The 15,690-nt window shown below is 68.1% G+C and carries 16 protein-coding genes and 1 tRNA gene; 6 read left to right on the forward strand and 11 right to left on the reverse strand.

From position 1 onward, the window contains the following. Window positions 1-20: 20 nt before the first annotated feature. From E0E18_RS01875 to E0E18_RS01910, 8 genes are all read right to left on the reverse strand, one after another. Window positions 21-953, reverse strand: coding sequence for a Sir2 family NAD-dependent protein deacetylase (locus E0E18_RS01875; RefSeq protein ID WP_130839187.1), 933 nt, complete (start codon window positions 951-953; stop codon window positions 21-23). A gap of 61 nt (window positions 954-1,014) precedes the next feature. After that, window positions 1,015-2,481: an aspartate ammonia-lyase gene (gene aspA, locus E0E18_RS01880; protein ID WP_227871266.1), complete on the reverse strand. Its 1,467-nt coding sequence runs from the start codon at window positions 2,479-2,481 to the stop codon at window positions 1,015-1,017. A 159-nt stretch (window positions 2,482-2,640) separates the two neighbouring features. Next, complete coding sequence (gene hisG / locus E0E18_RS01885; protein ID WP_066589704.1) at window positions 2,641-3,486, reverse strand: ATP phosphoribosyltransferase; 846 nt, start codon at window positions 3,484-3,486, stop codon at window positions 2,641-2,643. Between the two features lie 28 nt (window positions 3,487-3,514). After that, on the reverse strand, window positions 3,515-3,778 hold the full coding sequence (locus E0E18_RS01890; protein WP_066589707.1) for a phosphoribosyl-ATP diphosphatase: 264 nt from the start codon (window positions 3,776-3,778) through the stop codon (window positions 3,515-3,517). Between the two features lie 5 nt (window positions 3,779-3,783). Beyond that, a complete protein-coding gene (locus E0E18_RS01895; protein WP_110481425.1) occupies window positions 3,784-4,482 on the reverse strand; it encodes an HAD family hydrolase in 699 nt (232 codons plus the stop codon). 58 nt (window positions 4,483-4,540) lie between these two features. After that, complete coding sequence (locus tag E0E18_RS01900) at window positions 4,541-4,924, reverse strand: hypothetical protein (RefSeq protein WP_066587690.1); 384 nt, start codon at window positions 4,922-4,924, stop codon at window positions 4,541-4,543. Further along, complete coding sequence (mshC, locus tag E0E18_RS01905; RefSeq protein WP_066587700.1) at window positions 4,921-6,231, reverse strand: cysteine--1-D-myo-inosityl 2-amino-2-deoxy-alpha-D-glucopyranoside ligase; 1,311 nt, start codon at window positions 6,229-6,231, stop codon at window positions 4,921-4,923. The genes E0E18_RS01900 and mshC overlap by 4 nt, the downstream gene beginning before the upstream one ends. A 22-nt stretch (window positions 6,232-6,253) precedes the next feature. Continuing rightward, window positions 6,254-7,126, reverse strand: coding sequence for an undecaprenyl-diphosphate phosphatase (locus E0E18_RS01910; RefSeq protein WP_130839188.1), 873 nt, complete (start codon window positions 7,124-7,126; stop codon window positions 6,254-6,256). A 43-nt stretch (window positions 7,127-7,169) separates the two neighbouring features. Between E0E18_RS01910 and E0E18_RS01915 the strand changes: the two genes are divergently transcribed. After that, window positions 7,170-8,285 (forward strand): hypothetical protein, encoded by a 1,116-nt coding sequence (locus E0E18_RS01915; RefSeq protein ID WP_130839189.1) that lies wholly within the window; start codon window positions 7,170-7,172, stop codon window positions 8,283-8,285. A gap of 86 nt (window positions 8,286-8,371) precedes the next feature. Next, window positions 8,372-9,484, forward strand: a complete 1,113-nt coding sequence (locus E0E18_RS01920) for a quinone-dependent dihydroorotate dehydrogenase (protein ID WP_066587712.1) — start codon at window positions 8,372-8,374, stop codon at window positions 9,482-9,484. Window positions 9,485-9,608: 124 nt separating this feature from the next. Here the strand turns inward: E0E18_RS01920 and E0E18_RS01925 are convergent, their stop codons facing one another. After that, window positions 9,609-10,169, reverse strand: a complete 561-nt coding sequence (locus E0E18_RS01925) for a YbhB/YbcL family Raf kinase inhibitor-like protein (RefSeq protein WP_110481422.1) — start codon at window positions 10,167-10,169, stop codon at window positions 9,609-9,611. 162 nt (window positions 10,170-10,331) lie between these two features. Between E0E18_RS01925 and E0E18_RS01930 the strand changes: the two genes are divergently transcribed. From E0E18_RS01930 to E0E18_RS01940, 3 genes are all read left to right on the forward strand, one after another. Then, a tRNA-Leu gene (locus E0E18_RS01930) sits at window positions 10,332-10,417 on the forward strand. A gap of 97 nt (window positions 10,418-10,514) precedes the next feature. Then, window positions 10,515-11,183: a TVP38/TMEM64 family protein gene (locus tag E0E18_RS01935; protein WP_066587713.1), complete on the forward strand. Its 669-nt coding sequence runs from the start codon at window positions 10,515-10,517 to the stop codon at window positions 11,181-11,183. A 34-nt stretch (window positions 11,184-11,217) separates the two neighbouring features. After that, window positions 11,218-11,919 (forward strand): DNA-binding protein, encoded by a 702-nt coding sequence (locus E0E18_RS01940; RefSeq protein ID WP_130839190.1) that lies wholly within the window; start codon window positions 11,218-11,220, stop codon window positions 11,917-11,919. Between the two features lie 48 nt (window positions 11,920-11,967). Here E0E18_RS01940 and E0E18_RS01945 read toward each other — a convergent pair whose 3' ends face one another. Beyond that, a complete protein-coding gene (locus E0E18_RS01945; protein WP_130839191.1) occupies window positions 11,968-12,831 on the reverse strand; it encodes a DUF3097 domain-containing protein in 864 nt (287 codons plus the stop codon). Between the two features lie 39 nt (window positions 12,832-12,870). On the opposite strand from E0E18_RS01945, the gene E0E18_RS01950 reads away from it, so the two are divergent. Continuing rightward, window positions 12,871-13,713 (forward strand): hypothetical protein, encoded by an 843-nt coding sequence (locus E0E18_RS01950; RefSeq protein WP_130839192.1) that lies wholly within the window; start codon window positions 12,871-12,873, stop codon window positions 13,711-13,713. 29 nt (window positions 13,714-13,742) lie between these two features. Here E0E18_RS01950 and E0E18_RS14295 read toward each other — a convergent pair whose 3' ends face one another. Next, window positions 13,743-15,608 carry a DIP1281 family NlpC/P60 protein gene (locus tag E0E18_RS14295; protein ID WP_272914241.1) on the reverse strand — a complete coding sequence of 622 codons (1,866 nt, stop codon included), beginning with the start codon at window positions 15,606-15,608 and terminating at the stop codon, window positions 13,743-13,745. Between the last annotated feature and the right edge of the window lie 82 nt (window positions 15,609-15,690).

Genomic DNA, 15,690 nt, shown 5'->3' on the forward strand with positions numbered 1-15,690 from the left:
CAGGACCGGGGCCGGACCGGTCAGGAGAGGCCGAGGTCGTCCAGGAGTCCGAGGAACGCGGGTGCGACGGGGGTCCGCCAGACGGTGTCGACCCGGGCGTCCGCCCTCCCCGGACCACCGTTGACGACGCTGACCGTCTTGCCCTGTCGACTGGCCTGGAGCACCGGGCGGTAGCCGCTCATCACCGCCAGGGAGGAACCGACGACAAGGACCGAGGACGCCTCCTCCACCATCTGCGAGGCCCGCTCCCGGCGGTGCCCGGGAACCGGTTCTCCGAAGTAGACCACGTCCGGCTTCAGCAGCTCCGAACCACAGCCGGTGCAGCCCACCATGCGGAACCTGCGGACGTGGGCGTCGTCAAGCTCCACGTCCCCGTCGGGGTTGACTTGTGCGGGATCGGTCCGCACCTCGTCGAGGAAACCCGGGTTCGCGGCGTTCAGTCGGATGTCGAGTTCCCTGCGGTCCTCGACCTGGCCGCAGATCAGGCAGATGACCCGGGACAGGTCGCCGTGGAAGCACAGCAGGTTTTCTGTACCGGCCGCGGCGTGCAGGCCGTCGACGTTCTGGGTGATGACGCCTCCGACCAGACCGTTCTGCTCCAGTTCCGCTATCGCGTAGTGCACCGGGTTCGGCACTGCCGCCGCCATGGTCCGCCATCCGACGAAGGACCGTGCCCAGTACCGGTGCGAGGCACGCGGATCGTACCTGAACTCCTGGTAGGTCATCGGCCGGTGGCGTCCCAGTGACCCGCCGGGACCCCGGTAGTCGGGGATCCCGGAGTCCGTCGACACACCTGCGCCGGTGAGCACGAGGACGCCACCTCCCTCCAGCTGGCGGGCGACAGCTCTGCGGGCAACGTCGGGAGGGGTCGGATCGGCGGTCTCCCCGACGACCCTGGCGATGGAGCGCAGTGCAGACCGGTGGGCGAGGGAGATCTGCTCGGGGACGGACACGGGTCCAGTCTACGGCTCCGGGCCAAGAGTCCGGTCTAGGAGTCAGGTCTAGGAGTCAGGTCTAGGAGTCGAGGAAGAGTTCGCCCCGCCAGACCGGGTGCAGCAGGTTCTCCTTGCTCAGCACCTTGTCGAGAGTCTCCTCGTCGAGCAGGCCTTTCTCCAGCACGACCTCACGCACCGACTTTCCGGTGCGGGCGCATTCCTTGCCGACGATGTCACCGTTGTGGTGGCCGATCAGCGGGTTGAGGTAGGTGACGATACCGATGGAGTTGTCCACGTACGCGCGGCACACCTCGGGGTTGGCCGTGATGTCGACGACGCAGAGGGTGCGCAGGGTGGTACAGGCGCGGGCGAGCAGGCGGATGGACTCGAACAGGGACTGGGCGATCACCGGCTCCATGACGTTGAGCTGGAGCTGGCCCGCTTCTGCGGCCATGGAGATGGTGACGTCGTTGCCGAAGACCTTGAAGCAGATCTGGTTGACGACCTCCGGGATCACCGGGTTGACCTTCGCCGGCATGATCGAGGAGCCGGCCTGCCGTTCGGGAAGGTTGATCTCGTTGAGACCCGCGCGCGGGCCCGAGGACAGCAGGCGGAGGTCGTTGCAGATCTTCGACAGCTTCATCGCCACCCGCTTCACCACGGAACTGGCGTTGACGTACGCGCCGGTGTCGCTGGTGGCCTCGAGCAGGTCACGCGCGGGCTTGATCTCCAGACCGGTGACCTCCGACAGTGCCGAGGTCACCTGGGCCTGGTAGCCCGCCGGGGCGTTGACACCGGTACCGATCGCCGTGCCACCGAGATTCACCTCCAGCATGAAGGACGCCGCCCTGTCCAGCTGGGCCTGTTCCTCCGCCAGGTTCCGGGCGAATGCGGTGAACTCCTCACCGAGGCTCACGGGCACGGCGTCCTGGAGCTGGGTCCGTCCCATGGTGATGATGTCGCGGAACTCGTCACCCTTGGCGGCGAAGGCACGTTCCAGGGCCCCGAGGTGTTTGATGAGCTCCTGGAAGGCGGAGTGGATGCCGAGGCGGAACCCGGTCGGGTAGGCGTCGTTGGTGGACTGGCTCATGTTGACGTCGTCGTTGGGGTTGATGACGTCGTAGCTGCCCTTGTCCTCCCCGAGGTACTCGAGGGCGAGGTTGGCGATGACCTCGTTGACGTTCATGTTCGTCGACGTACCCGCACCACCCTGGTACACGTCGATGGGGAACTGGTCCATGCAGCGGTGGGCTTCGAGGACCTGGTCACAGGCCCAGACGATCGCCTCGGCCTTCCTGCCCGGCAGGGTGTGCAGGCGGCGGTTGGCCAGGGCCGCTGCCTTCTTGACCTGCACCATGCCCCTGATGAACTCGGGGAGCTGATTGAGCGTGGTGCGTGAGATCTGGAAGTTGTCCACCGCCCGCAGGGCGTGGATGCCGTAGTAGGCGTCGGAGGGGACCTCCATTGTGCCGAGGAGATCTTCCTCGGTACGGAAGGATTCCGCGGAATGGGCCTGCCGGGAGATGGACTCCGCGGAGGTGATGATGTCCGTCGACAGCGTCACCGGCCGGTATGTTCGGCCGGTGGGAACGGACTGGGCGTCATTCTGGGCGTCATTCTGCGGGTCGTTCTGAGTGTCTGACACTGGTACCGCTTGACCTTTCGGATCAGCGCCGGGCCCGGGACGACAGGGGTTGGGTGACGGTCAGATCCTGGCGATGCGGATGTCGCTGGCCAGGATGGCCTTGGCCCCCAGAGCCGACAACCGGTCCATGAGTGAGTTGGCGTCCCGGCGCGGCACCATCGCCCGCACGGCGACCCAGTCCTCATGCGCCAGCGGCGACACTGTGGGGCCGGACAGGCCCGGCGTGATCGACGATACCCGGTCCAGGATTTCCCTGGGACAATTGTAGTCGAGCATCACGTAGTTGCGCGCGTGGAGGATTCCCTCCAGGCGCTTGAGGAAGACGCGCTGCCGGGCGTCGATCTCGGCTCCCCGGCGTCCGACGACAACGGCCGCGGAGGAGATCAACGGCTCTCCGAAGGGCTCCAGGCCCTGCTGCCGCAGGGTTCGTCCGGTCGAGACGACGTCGGCGATGGCGTCGGCGACACCGAGGTGGATGGAGATCTCCACGGCACCGTCGAGGCGTACGACGTGGGCGTCGATTCCCCGGTTCCGCAGGTCCCTGCGGACGAGGTTCGGGTAGGAGGTGGCGATTCTCTTGCCTTCGAGGTCTGCGACGGTCCACGGGCGTCCTGCGGGTGCGGCGTAGCGGAAGGTCGAGGACCCGAACCCGAGGTCCATGAGTTCGTCGGTCTCCTCGCGGGTGTCCGCGGCAAGGTCTCGTCCGGTGATGCCGAGATCGAGGTGACCACTGGCCACGTAGATGGCGATGTCTTTGGGGCGGAGGAAGTAGAACTCCACCCCGTTGGGTTCGTCGACGACAGTGAGGGACTTGTGGTCCCCCCGTCCGGGGTAGCCTGCTTCACGCAGGATGTCGTCCGCGGTCTCCGACAGGGAGCCCTTGTTGGGGACGGCGACGCGCAGCAGTTCGTCGGGTGCACTCACGTCGGGTCTCCTAGAGGTACCTGTAGATGTCTTCGGGCCTGAGACCCCTCTTGAGCATGACGACCTGGAGCCAGTAGATGAGCTGGGAGATCTCCTCGGACAGTTCGTCGTCGGTCTGGTATTCGGCGGCCAGCCACACCTCCCCCGCCTCCTCGGCGATCTTCTTGCCGAGGTTGTGGATTCCGCCGTCCAGGGCCTTGACGGTGCCGGAGCCTTCGGGCCGCTCATCGGCGCGTCGGGCAAGTTCCTCAAACAGGGAGTCGAAGTTTTTCACGGCACTCATTGTCGCACATCAGCCGCCCGTGCACCGATGCGACCCCACAGTTCCCGCAGGTCCGCCAGTGACAGTCCGGCGAGACTGTCGTGGCCGGGCAGCAGCGCCGAGACGGTGACCGCCCCGGGGGGAACGGGATTCCCCGGTGAGGGGACGCCGAGGACCCGGCAGCCGGCGGACACGGCTGAGCGCATGCCGTTGGTGGAGTCTTCGACGACGAGGCAGTCGTCCGGGGCGTATCCGAGCATCTCGCAGGCGGTGAGGTAGGGGTCGGGGGCGGGTTTGCCGGAGTCGACCTCGTCGCCGCACACCGACGCCCGGAAGAATCCGGCGCCGATCGAGGACAGGGCGGTGTCGGTGAGTCTGCGGTAGGTGTTGGTGACCACCATCATCGGCAGTTCCGCAGCCCCTTCGGAGAGGAGGGCGGGGATTCCGGGTCGGAAGGGCAGACCGTGGGAGAAATTCCCGGACACTGTCGTGTAGAGCCTGTCGATCCAGTACTCCAGGTCGCCCGGGGCGAGGCGGACTCCGGCCCAGTCGGCACAGACCCGTACCGTGTCCTCGGCGATTCCCCCGACTGTCCTGTCCCTGATCTCCGGGGTGAGCTCCCGGCCCATCTCCCGGCACATCGTGTAGGTGGCCTCCCCCCACAGTGGTTCGGTGTCCACCAGTGTTCCGTCCATGTCCCACAGAATCGCCTTCATGATCTCCCATCATGCCTGCTGTGGTCCGGCACCGCCCGACGGGGGCCGCTCCCCGGTGTCAGGCGTCGGGGTCGGTGATGCGGTCCAGGTCGGCGAGGATCTCTCCGGGGTCCCGGTCGTTCTCCTCGGCCAGGGCGGAGACCAGCCGGCGGAAGTCCTCCTCCTCGTCATCTTCGAACACGGCACCTCCGTGCCTGTCGCTCAGTGCGGTCAGTGCCTCGTAGGCGGAGATCACCGCCAGCGGGATCTCCGTGGGATTCTGGCGCGCCTCGGTGGTCAGACGACGCAGGATCTCCGCGGCCTCCGCGGTCACTTCGGGCGGATAGGGGGGTTCCCAGAACTCCCGCTCATCCTCTCTCAGGTAACTGCCGGAGGACAGGGCGTCGAGTGTGCCGAGGAACTCGGAGACCAGCTCGGAGACGGGGTCGGACGACCGGCTCACAGGCGGACCCCCAGCAGGGCGTCGCACATTGTCCTCACCAGGGTGCCGGCGTCCTTCCCCTGCTCCGGTACGGATTCCGGTGCAGATCCGGGGACGGTGCCGGGGGCGGTGCCGGGGGCACTGCCGGTGGCGTCCTGCTGCCGTGCCCAGGCGTCGACCAGGTCGAGGACCCGGGGGGTGTCCAGGTCGTCGGCGAGGGCGGCGCGGACGTCGGCGACAAGATGGTCGGCGGCTGTCTCCGGCAGTCCGTCCGCGGTGCCGACGGCCCGACGCCACAGGGCCAGCCGGTCTTCGGCGCGGGTCAGCACGGCGTCCGACCAGTCCCTGTCCTGCCGGTAGTGGCTCTCGTAGAGGCCCAGCCGGATGGCGGAGGGGTCGTGCCCGGCGGCAGTGAGTCCGGAGACGAACACGAGGTTGCCCAGTGACTTGCTCATCTTCACCCCGTCCAGGCCGATCATCCCGGTGTGGACGTAGTGGTCGGCCATCCGGGTGCAGGAGTGCGCCGCCTCGGCGTGGGCCGCGGAGAACTCGTGGTGCGGGAACCTCAGGTCGATGCCCCCTCCCTGGACGGCGAAGGACGCCCCCAGCCGGTTGGTGGCGATCGCCGAACACTCCACGTGCCACCCCGGCCGGCCGGCGCCGAAGGGGGCGTCCCAGGACGGTTCGCCCTCTCTGTTCACCCGCCAGACCAGGGCGTCGAGGGGGTGTCGCTTACCCTCACGGTCCGGGTCGCCGCCCCGTTCGGCGAAGTAGCGGGTCATGGTCGCCGCATCGTAGCGGGACACGTACCCGAACTGCTCGGTGAACGTGTGGTCGACGTAGATGTCGGGGTAGCTGTCGTCGAGCCGGTACGCTGCGCCGACGTCGAGAAGACGGGAGACCAGGTCCACGACCTCGTCGACGGACTCCATCGCCCCCACGTACTCTCTCGGCGGGATCACCGCGAGGGTCTCCATGTCCGAGCGGAACAGGTCAATCTGGGACCGGCCGAGGTCCCGCCAGTCCACCCCGTCACGCTCGGCGCGCTCGAACAGGGGGTCGTCGACATCGGTGATGTTCTCGACGAAATGCACCTTATGGCCGTTGTCGAGGAGCTGACGGTGCACCAGGTCGAAGGTCACGTAGGTGGCGGCGTGACCCAGGTGCGTCGAGTCGTAGGGAGTGATCCCGCACACGTACATCCCCGTCTCCCCCGACGGCCAGTCGGTGCGTACCGGACGGACCTCGTCGTCGGCGGTGTCGTACAGGGAAAGGGGGACGCCGTCCCCGGGCACGACGGGGACTTCCGGGACAGGCCATGAACGCATGGCCACAGATACTACCGCGCAGTTACGCGGCCATCACGCCGGCACCCAGCAGGACCATCACGAGCAGGCCCACCGGGATGCGCCACGCGGCGAACCAGGCGAAGGAATGGTTGGCGACGAACTTCAGCAGCCAGGCGATCGCCGCATAGCCGATGAGGAAGGCCACTCCCGTGCCCACCAGGAGCTGCAGGCCGCTGGCCGACTGTCCCGCCTCCGGGTGGAACGCGTCCGGGAGACTGAACAGGCCGGACGCCAGGACCGCGGGAATCGCCAGCAGGAACGAGAACCGGGTGGCGACCTCCCGGTCGAGGTTGAGGAACAGGCCGGCCGAGACGGTACCGCCGGAGCGTGACACGCCCGGGATCAGTGACAGGCACTGGGCGAACCCCATGACCAGGGCGTCCTTCATCGTCAGTTCGGAGAAGCCGCGGGACTTACTGCCCACCTTCTCGGCCCAGATGAAGACGAACGAGAACAGGATGAGCACGGACGCGGTGATCCACAGGTTGCGCAGGGCGTCCCGGATGATGTCCTGCAGGAGGAAACCGAGCACTCCGACGGGGATCGTGCCGGCGATGACCATCCACCCCATCCGGTAGTTGAGGTTGTCGCGGCGGGAGCGGTCGAACAGGCCCGCGAACCAGGCGGTGAGGATCAGCCAGATGTCCTTCGCGAAGAACACCAGAACGGCCAGTTCGGTACCGAGCTGGACCACAGCGGTGAAGGAGGCTCCGGCGTCCTCCCCCCAGAAGAGTTCGGAGACGATCCGGAGATGGCCGGAGGAGGACACCGGGAGGAACTCGGTGAGCCCCTGGACGACGGACAGGACGAGGACCTGCAGCCATCCCATGTCGGTGGTCGCCGCCTCCGGGGCGGAGAGAAGAGTCAGGGTCATGGGACGACAGGTTACCGGCACCCCGTGTAGTAGCGTGAGACGGGTGAAGAGCCTGACCTCCAAGACAGTCTGTACCTCGGTGGTCGCCCTCGCGACCGCTGTCTCCCTCGTCGGCTGCTCCCCGGGCGGATCGGACGACAGCACCGACGGCGGGGAGTCCGTCGTCGGGGTGGCCGCCACACCGGCGGCGTCCCCGGACACTGACGGGGACGCCGCCGGTTCCGTGTCCGCAGGGGACAGGATCGGGGCCCTGGTGCGGCTCGGCGGTCCCCGTGCCGGTGACGCCGGAACACAGGACAGCTCCTCCGGCACCCGGGTCGCGGCCCTGGCCTCGGGCAGACTGCTGGTCGGCGACCTCGACGAGGTTGCGGAGGGTACGGCGAAGGCCACCCCCGTCGACCCCGACTGCCACTCCCTCACCGCCGCGGTCGACCAGCTCGTCATGGCGTGCGGGCAGACCGTCAGGATCCTCGACGCCACCGGACGCGAACTGCGTTCCGTCGACGCCGGTTCCCCGGTCACCGCCGCCGCGGCGGTGCCCGACGGCACGGTCGTCGTGACCACCGAGGGATCGGACAAGGCACGCTGGTTCGACGCCGCGGGCGCTGAACGCAACAGTGAAGGGGTCAGTGAGACACCCTCCTCGATGCTGGTCGTCGGCAACACCCGGAACAGTTCCGGTGACTCCGACGCCCAGCTGCGCGTGGTCGTCCTCGATGCCGCGCAGTCGAGCATCTCCGACCTTGACATGGACAAGGCGCAGTTCAACGCGTCCCTGCGGGCCGGTCAGGGTCTGGGGACCGCCTCCTCGGGCTCCCTGGCCGACGGTGTCGTCGTCGTCTCCGACCCGCGCTCCGACCAGGCCCTCGTCTACACGGTCACCGACGTGGTCCGGCACACCCAGGCCACCGTCACCGGTCCGTCCCCCTGGGCGGTGCTCTGGGACTCCGACAGACAGCTGATGTGGGTCTCCACCACCGGCGACAACCGACTGACCGCCTACCGGCTGTCCACCGGCACCCCGGAGCCGGTGGGGCATGTCACCACCGTCCCGGACGTCAGGTACATCGTCGACGGCGACGGCGGTGACCTCCTCCTCGTCGCCGAGGACGGCACCCGTCAGCTCATACCTTCATCCGACCTCCCCCTCAGTGACTGACAGGGGTCCGGAGAGCAGACCCGCGACCAGACCCCGCGACCAGACCCCGCGATCAGACCCCGCGATCAGAAAGGCAGCCCGGCACCTTGCCCGCTCACATCCCCACCTTCCGTTCCGTCCGCGGGGCCCTGTACGACTCCGCGTTGACGGTGATGTTCCGGCTGCGCCCGGAACGGATCCACATCCTCATGAACCGGTGGCTCAGCTTCGCCGCCCGACTTCGGCCGGTCCGCGGCGTCCTGCGTCGCCTCCTCGTCGTCGAGGACCCGGCGCTTGCACAGACCGTCGCCGGGGTGAGGTTCCCCCGTCCGCTGGGCCTGGCCGCGGGGTTCGACAAGAACGCCACCGAAGTGGACATCTGGGGTCCCCTCGGGTTCGGGTACTCCGAGGTCGGCACAGTCACTGCAGTGGGTCAGCCCGGCAATCCGACGCCGAGACTGTTCCGTCTGCGACGCGACCGTGCCCTGCTCAACCGGATGGGCTTCAACAATGACGGAGCCACCGCCGCCGCAGGTCGACTGCGCGCCAGGGTCGAACCGGAACCTGTGGGGGTGAACCTCGGGAAAAACAAGACGACTCCGGCCGTCGACGCCGCCTCCGACTACCGTGCCTGTGCGCGGGCGGTGGACGCCGTCGCCGACTACCTGGTGATCAACGTGTCCTCCCCGAACACGCCGGGACTGAGGGACCTGCAGGCCGTGGAATCACTCCGACCCATCGTGGAGGCCGTCCGGGAGGTCAGTGCGAGGCCACTGTTCGTCAAGATCGCCCCGGACCTGTCTGACGAAGACGTCGACTCGGTCGCCGACCTCGCCGTGGAACTCCGGCTCACCGGGATCATCGCCACGAACACCACGGTAGGCAGGGAGGGGCTTCTCACCCCCGGAGTAGCCGCCCTCGGCGCCGGCGGCGTGTCCGGTCCCCCGGTCGCGGACAGGGCGCTGGAGGTCCTGCGACGTATCCGGTCCCGGGTAGGCGACCGACTGGTGGTCATCGGGGTCGGAGGGATCACCGACGCCCGACAGGCGTGGGAACGCATCGGCGCGGGCGCCACCCTCCTGCAGGGTTACACCGGGCTGATCTACGGGGGCCCGGACTGGATCAGGGACATACACCTGGGGCTGCTGCAGCAGGTCCGGCGTCACGGTCTGCCGGGGATCTCGGCTGCGGTCGGGAAGGAACTCCCCTGGCTCGACTGATCGGGTCTGCGTGGCCCGGCGTGCGCGGTCCGGTCTGTGCTGCCCGGCCTGCGTGCCCCCGCCCCGCCGTGGCAGGAGTCTGCCGGGTGCCCGACCCGGCCGGGCGGGGTCATGGCGGGGGGTGTCAGTTCTCGGCCCAGCCCCACAGCAGGGCACGGGCGGATGCCCTGAAATTGAGGTTGAAGCCCAGGATCGCCGGGGTGGAACGGTCCGGGATGTCCAGCGTGCCCGGCACGGCGTGGACGGCGTAGAGGTAACGGTGGGGGCCGTGACCTGCCGGTGGCTTCGCACCGTAGTATCCGCGGCGTCCCGAATCTCCGCGCAGGGCGACCGCGCCCTCGGGAAGCCCGACGAGTTCGTCGTCCCCGGCACCGGCGGGCAGCGAGGTGACCTCGGCAGGAATGTTGAACACGGCCCAGTGCCAGTAACCGGAGCCTGTGGGCGCGTCCGGGTCGTAGCAGGTGACGGCGTAGGTGACTGTGTCTTCCGGTGCCCCCGACCATGACAGCTGCGGAGAAATGTCGTTGCCGCCGAGCTGTGCAGGTGAGAGCCGGGAGCCGTCGGTGAGATCGTCGCTCGTGAGAGCGAAGGTCGGAAGATCCGTCAACGGAGCATAAGGGTCAGGTCCCGGGAACCGGTCGTCAATGTACGTCGGCTGATGGTTCTTCTGTTCAGGAACGCTCATGTGCTCCAGTATGCCCCAAACCCCGTCGCCCGGGGAGCCCCGGACAGCAGACCCATGGACCTGCGGGGGCGGCCGTGACCCGGCGATTTGGAGACCCCGGCGGCCCCGGGCTACAGTGTGCGAGTCCGCAGGGCGCCCCACAGGGTGTCCGGTGACGACCCTGTCCGGGTGGCGGAATGGCAGACGCGCTAGCTTGAGGTGCTAGTGTCCTATTAACGGACGTGGGGGTTCAAGTCCCCCTCCGGACACTCACGGAGACCTGGAAAGGTCCCGGCAACCGTGGTCGAACACACGGTACCCACCGCCACCGGTTTCCCGGTGGCGGTTTTTTGAGCAGTGAGGAGAATGATGCGCGGACTGCCGTGGCGGAGAATTCTCGTTGCTGCAGCTGTCCTTGCAGTCCTGGTCGTCGTGGTGCTCACCGTTCCCTCCCCCGATGTCGAGGCGGTCCGTGGCGCCGTGGCAGGGACCGGGGTGTGGGCCCCGTTGACCTGGCTGCTGCTCATGGTCGCGTGCACTCAGCTGCCGTTCCCCAGGACAGTGTGGACCATCTCCGCCGGTGCCCTGTTCGGCGGGATGCTCGGCAGCGTCCTCGCTCTCGTCGGTCTCGGTGTCTCCGCCCTGCTGTCCCTGACGGTGATCCGTAGGCTCGGGGCCCGGGCGGTCCGGGCGACCTCGGATCCTGCGCAGCATTCGCGTCTCGCGGTGGTCCAGGAGATGCTCGCCGAACGAGGCTGGCTCAGTGTCCTGGGCCTGCGGATGATTCCGGCGGTCCCGTTCAGCCTCCTCAACTACTCCTGCGCGGTGACGCGGATTCCGGTGGGACCGTACCTGGGTGCGACACTGGCCGGCTCCGCGCCGAACACTGTCGCGACCGTCGTGGTGACCGACACGGTCCTCGGCGGGGGCAGTCCGTGGGTTCTCGCCGTGAGCGCGGTCGTGATCCTGACCGGGTGTGTACTCACCGCCAGGGAGGTCAGGACAGTGTCTGCGAGGGTCAAGGACACAGCATAGACATCCTCGGAACCACGGGAGGTATCCTCGGACCATGTTCGCCATCCACGCTGTCTACGACGGCCGCTCACGACGCCGGGCGGACTATATCCGCGACGTCGCCGAAGCCCTCGCCTCCACCCGTGCCGTCGCCGACGTCAGAGTGTACGGTGCCGAGGGGTTCGCGGTGATCTCCCCGGACGCCGACGGTGCGACGACCGTCGTGCTCAACCTTCTGCAGGCAGGTGACTTCGCCGTCGGCATCGGAACCACGGTCGGTGCGGCAGACACCGTCGGGCTCCAGTCCCCCGACGGCTCCCCCTCAGGGACCGCCGGTGCGACTGACGCGGCCAGCACTGACGGTGCTGACGGCGTTGGCGGCACCACCGGTCCCGACCACCTCTACGGTGCAGCCTCCCGCTCATTCGGGGGACGACACCGGGCGGGGACGGTACACACGAGGATCGAACGACCCGGGCCCGGTGGTGTGACGGCCCCCGGTATCCCGGCGGAGGTCGCCGAGGACATCACCGCGGCGTTCACCCTTCTCGCCCACGTCCTCTCCCGGCGGACCCCCGAAGGCAGGGAGGCGACCGCCCTGATGCGGCAGGGTCATCTGCAGACAGAGGCTGCGGAGATCGTGGGCATCACCAAGCAGGCGATGTCCCAGCGGTTGGCCGCGGCGGGCTGGCAGGCGGAGCAGGCAGGGTGGACCTTGGCGGTCCACATGCTCAGGCGTGCCTCCGAACTGCAGTGACGCTGACCGAACCCGGCATACACCGGTCACCGCCGGGGTGCGGAAACGTCAGGATCCGGGCTCGGTGACGAAGTCGACCAGCCTTTCGACGGCTCCGATGAGGGTGGCGTCCAGATCACGGAAGGTGTGCACTGAGGAGTAGACGTGCCGCCACCCGTCTCTCGGCGTCCCCCATCCGAGTCTGTCACATACACCGGTCTTCCAGTCTTCCCCCCGGGGAACCCGGGGCCATTCGCGGATCCCGACGGCGGCGGGTTTCACCGCCTCCCAGATATCGATGTAGGGGTGTCCGGTGACCATGACATGGTCGCGGAATGGCCGGTCGATCCCCTCGATGATCCTGGTCTCCTTGGACCCTTCGACCAGGTGGTCGGCGAGAACCCCGACCCGGCGTCCCGGTTCCGGCCGGAACTCGGCGAGCATCTCCGGGAGATTGTCCAGACCCTCGATGAATTCGACGACCACCCCCTCGATTCTCAGGTCGTGTCCCCAGACCTGTTCGACGATCGCGGCGTCATGGACTCCCTCGACCCAGATGCGGGAAGGGGCGGCGACCCGGGCCCTGGCACCGGTGACCTTCCTCGAGCCTGAATTCGACCGTTCGGGGGCCCGCTTCACAACGTGACGTACCAGTGTGACCGGCTTCCCGTCGACCAGGAACGCCCCGGGGCGCATCTTGAACAGTCTCTCGGCGCCCCGCCGGTCCTCGAGCCGGACGAAGTCACCGTCATAGGTCCTCTCGAAACCGGTGACCGCACCGACCCACTCTCCGTCGGCGGTCTCCACCACGAGCCCCGGCGTGGCCGGAACTTCCGGAGGTGCAGGACGCCGGTGTGCGTGTCCCCCACGAGCCGGCAGTCCTGCCCGCCCACCGCCGAGGATGTCGGAACCGTACCTGTCTGAGTAACCCATGGCCGTGAATTCTAGGCGGAGGCGGCTAAGCTGTGACGAATGACGTCCCCCCGTCCTACTCTCCGCCACTCACTGCGGGAGCAGCTCTGGTCCCCCGTACAGAATTCGACACTGTGGCTGGGCTGGTGGTTGCACGGTCTGTTGTCCACCGACGAGATCATCGACGCTTTCACCGAGGTCCAGGGACCCGCGCACAGTCTGATCGTGGACCCGGGTTCCGGCGACCCCTTCGACGGTGAGTTCGTCGGCAGACCCACGGGACTTGTCGACCTGTTCCGGGCCGTCCGTGCGGTGACATCCGATGCTCCGGTGTCGGTGCAGGACCGGCCCCTGGTGGGGCTGGCGCTCGCCGGCCCCGGTGACGTCCCGCCCCTGCCGGCCGGTACCAGGGGTGCGGAGGCCGTGGTGGCCTCCGGAGCCGGGATAACAGTCGCAGACGTCGACCCGGAGATCACACACGTACTGGTCCCCCGTCTGGTCGACCGTTCCCTGGTGCAGTGGACCTGGTACCGGACCGCCGGCCCCGTACCGGCGCTCACGGTGTACTCGCCCGGTGACGCCGACCTTATTCTGCGTGAGGCCACCGAAACGGCGGCGGCCCTGATCAGTTCGGACGGGCATGTCCCCGTTCCCCACCGCGGACCGCGACTGGCGGTGGGGGCCCTGAGCGACTACTTCGGACTTCCCGGTCTGCCCGCAGGAGTCAGCCCGCGTTCGGTGAAACTGATGTCACGTGCCGATGTTGTGGCGTCCGTCATCGAGGTCGCCCGCGAGTCGGCGGTGGGCCCCTCTCTCGACCACCGCCTGCTTCCCCTGTCACGGGCTGTGCGCACCGCGCGGACGACTGCCGTCGACCACGCGATGCGCGAGCTTCTCAGATAGATCCGCCGGGAGTGCGGGGCCGCAGGGGGCTACTCGATCATCCTGGTGGCGTAGGGCTCGATGCCGCTCCACCGCACATCCGAGACCTGGACCACGGAACCGGACTGCGGTGCCTCGAGCATCTTGCCGTCTCCGAGGTAGAGCGCCACGTGGCTGGATCCGCCCGGACCCCAGAAGAGCATGTCGCCCCGTTTCGCCTGGTCGACGGGGACCTGTGTTCCCGAGGTGTACTGGTAGCCGGAGTAGTGCTCCAGCTGGATTCCCACCGCATAGAAGGCGTACATCATCAGGCCGGAGCAGTCGAAGCCGACTTTGTTGTAGTCGCCGTAGGAGTCGGCGACACCACCGTCGCGGATACCGAGGGTCGGTCCGTACCAGTTTCCTCCGCCCCAGGCGTAGGTGACGCCCAGCTGGGTCATACCACGGGCGATGACCTGTTCGATCTGCTCCGCGGTCGTTCCGGAGGTGTCCGGGGAGGAGCTGTCTCCCTGGTTGGTTCCGCCGCCCGGAACCACGGCGTCATCGGTGCCGGTACCGTCGTCGGTCGTCTCGTCAGGGATGGAACCGTCGTCGGTGCCGGAGCTGTCGGTCTCGTCCCCGGTACTGTCGTCGGGTGTGGTGACGTCCCCGGTTCCGGTGTCTTCCCCTTCACCGGAACCGCCCTGTCCTCCGGTCAACGCCGCGTAGGACCGGGAGGCGGAGTCGCGTGCGGCGTTCCCTGCTGCGCTGACCGGGTTACGGCCCGAAGAGGCGGCGTCGACGCCGGACACCAGGGCAGCCCCCGCGGCGTCCACCAGACCGTCAATGGCGGCCTGCCGTCGAGTGTCACCCTCTTCACTGTCTTCAAAGGAGGTGTCCGTGGACCCGTCCGTGGATCCGGTCGGAGCAGAGGTCTCGACAGGTTCTCCGGTGGTCGTGGACTCGGCGGCGGGGGTGGTGGAGGGTGAGGACTCCTCTGTCGTGGCCTCTGTCGTCGAGGTCGGTGCGGACGTGGTCGCGGAGGTCGGTGCGGACGTGGTCGTCGAGACCTTCGCGTCCTTCAGCCCGTCGTCACCGGCGCTGCCGGACGAATCCGGGACAGCGACGCTGTCGGCGGCGGCCTCTGCCGCTCTGCGTTTGTCGAATGACGAGGCACCGGGGTCGCGGGCGACGATCCTGTCCACGGCTGCGCGGGCGGCGGCGAGACGCTCGCGTGCCTCTTCTGCGGCCTCCAGCAGTTTCCTGTGGGCCTCCGCCTTCTCACTGAGCTGGCGGGCGACCTGCTCCATCTGTTCCTGGGCCCGGTTGCGTGCCTCCTGGGCGGCGGCGACCGTGGCGTCGGCGGTGTTGCGGGCCTCTCTGAGCCTGGCGTCCTCGTTGGCGGCCTGGGTGCGGGCCAGATCGAGTCGGTCGATCTCAGCCTGCTGCTTCTCCTGCGCCAGGCGGATGAAGGTGGCGCGGTCGACAGCGTCATCGGCGGAGCTGCCGGATGCCAGGGGAACCGGTGAGGCGTCACCGCCTCTCGTGTACGCGGCTCGGGCGATCTCGTCGAGCCCGGACTGTGCGGTCTCCAGTTCCTCCTGGCTGCCTCCGAGACGGGAGCGCGCCTGGGTCACCGCGTCCTGGGCGTCCACGGCTTCGCGGGTGCTGCGGTCGAAGTCCACGCGGGACTTGTTGACCGACTCCCTGAGGCCGCCGAGTTCGGTCTCCAGGGAAGTGATCTGTTCCTGGGTGTCAGAGACACTGCCGACGAGTCCTGCGAGATAGTCCTCGGACCCGGATCCGGTGGAATCCTGGGCCACGGCCGGAGTGACCTGGGAGGTCAGGCCTGCCGTGACTGCGACAGCCAGCAGGGCACCTGATCCCCTCAGGGAAGCCCCGTGGGCACGGCCACGGGATGTCAGTCGAAGTGCCACGGTGATGATCTCCTCGTGCGGGTGTGCGGGTGTGGGTTTACCGGGTCGCACGCGGCGGCGGCTCCCGTTCCTCCCGCTTCCC

Origin of the sequence: Corynebacterium neomassiliense, from assembly GCF_900626215.1 — a bacterium.
Classification (GTDB): domain Bacteria; phylum Actinomycetota; class Actinomycetes; order Mycobacteriales; family Mycobacteriaceae; genus Corynebacterium; species Corynebacterium neomassiliense.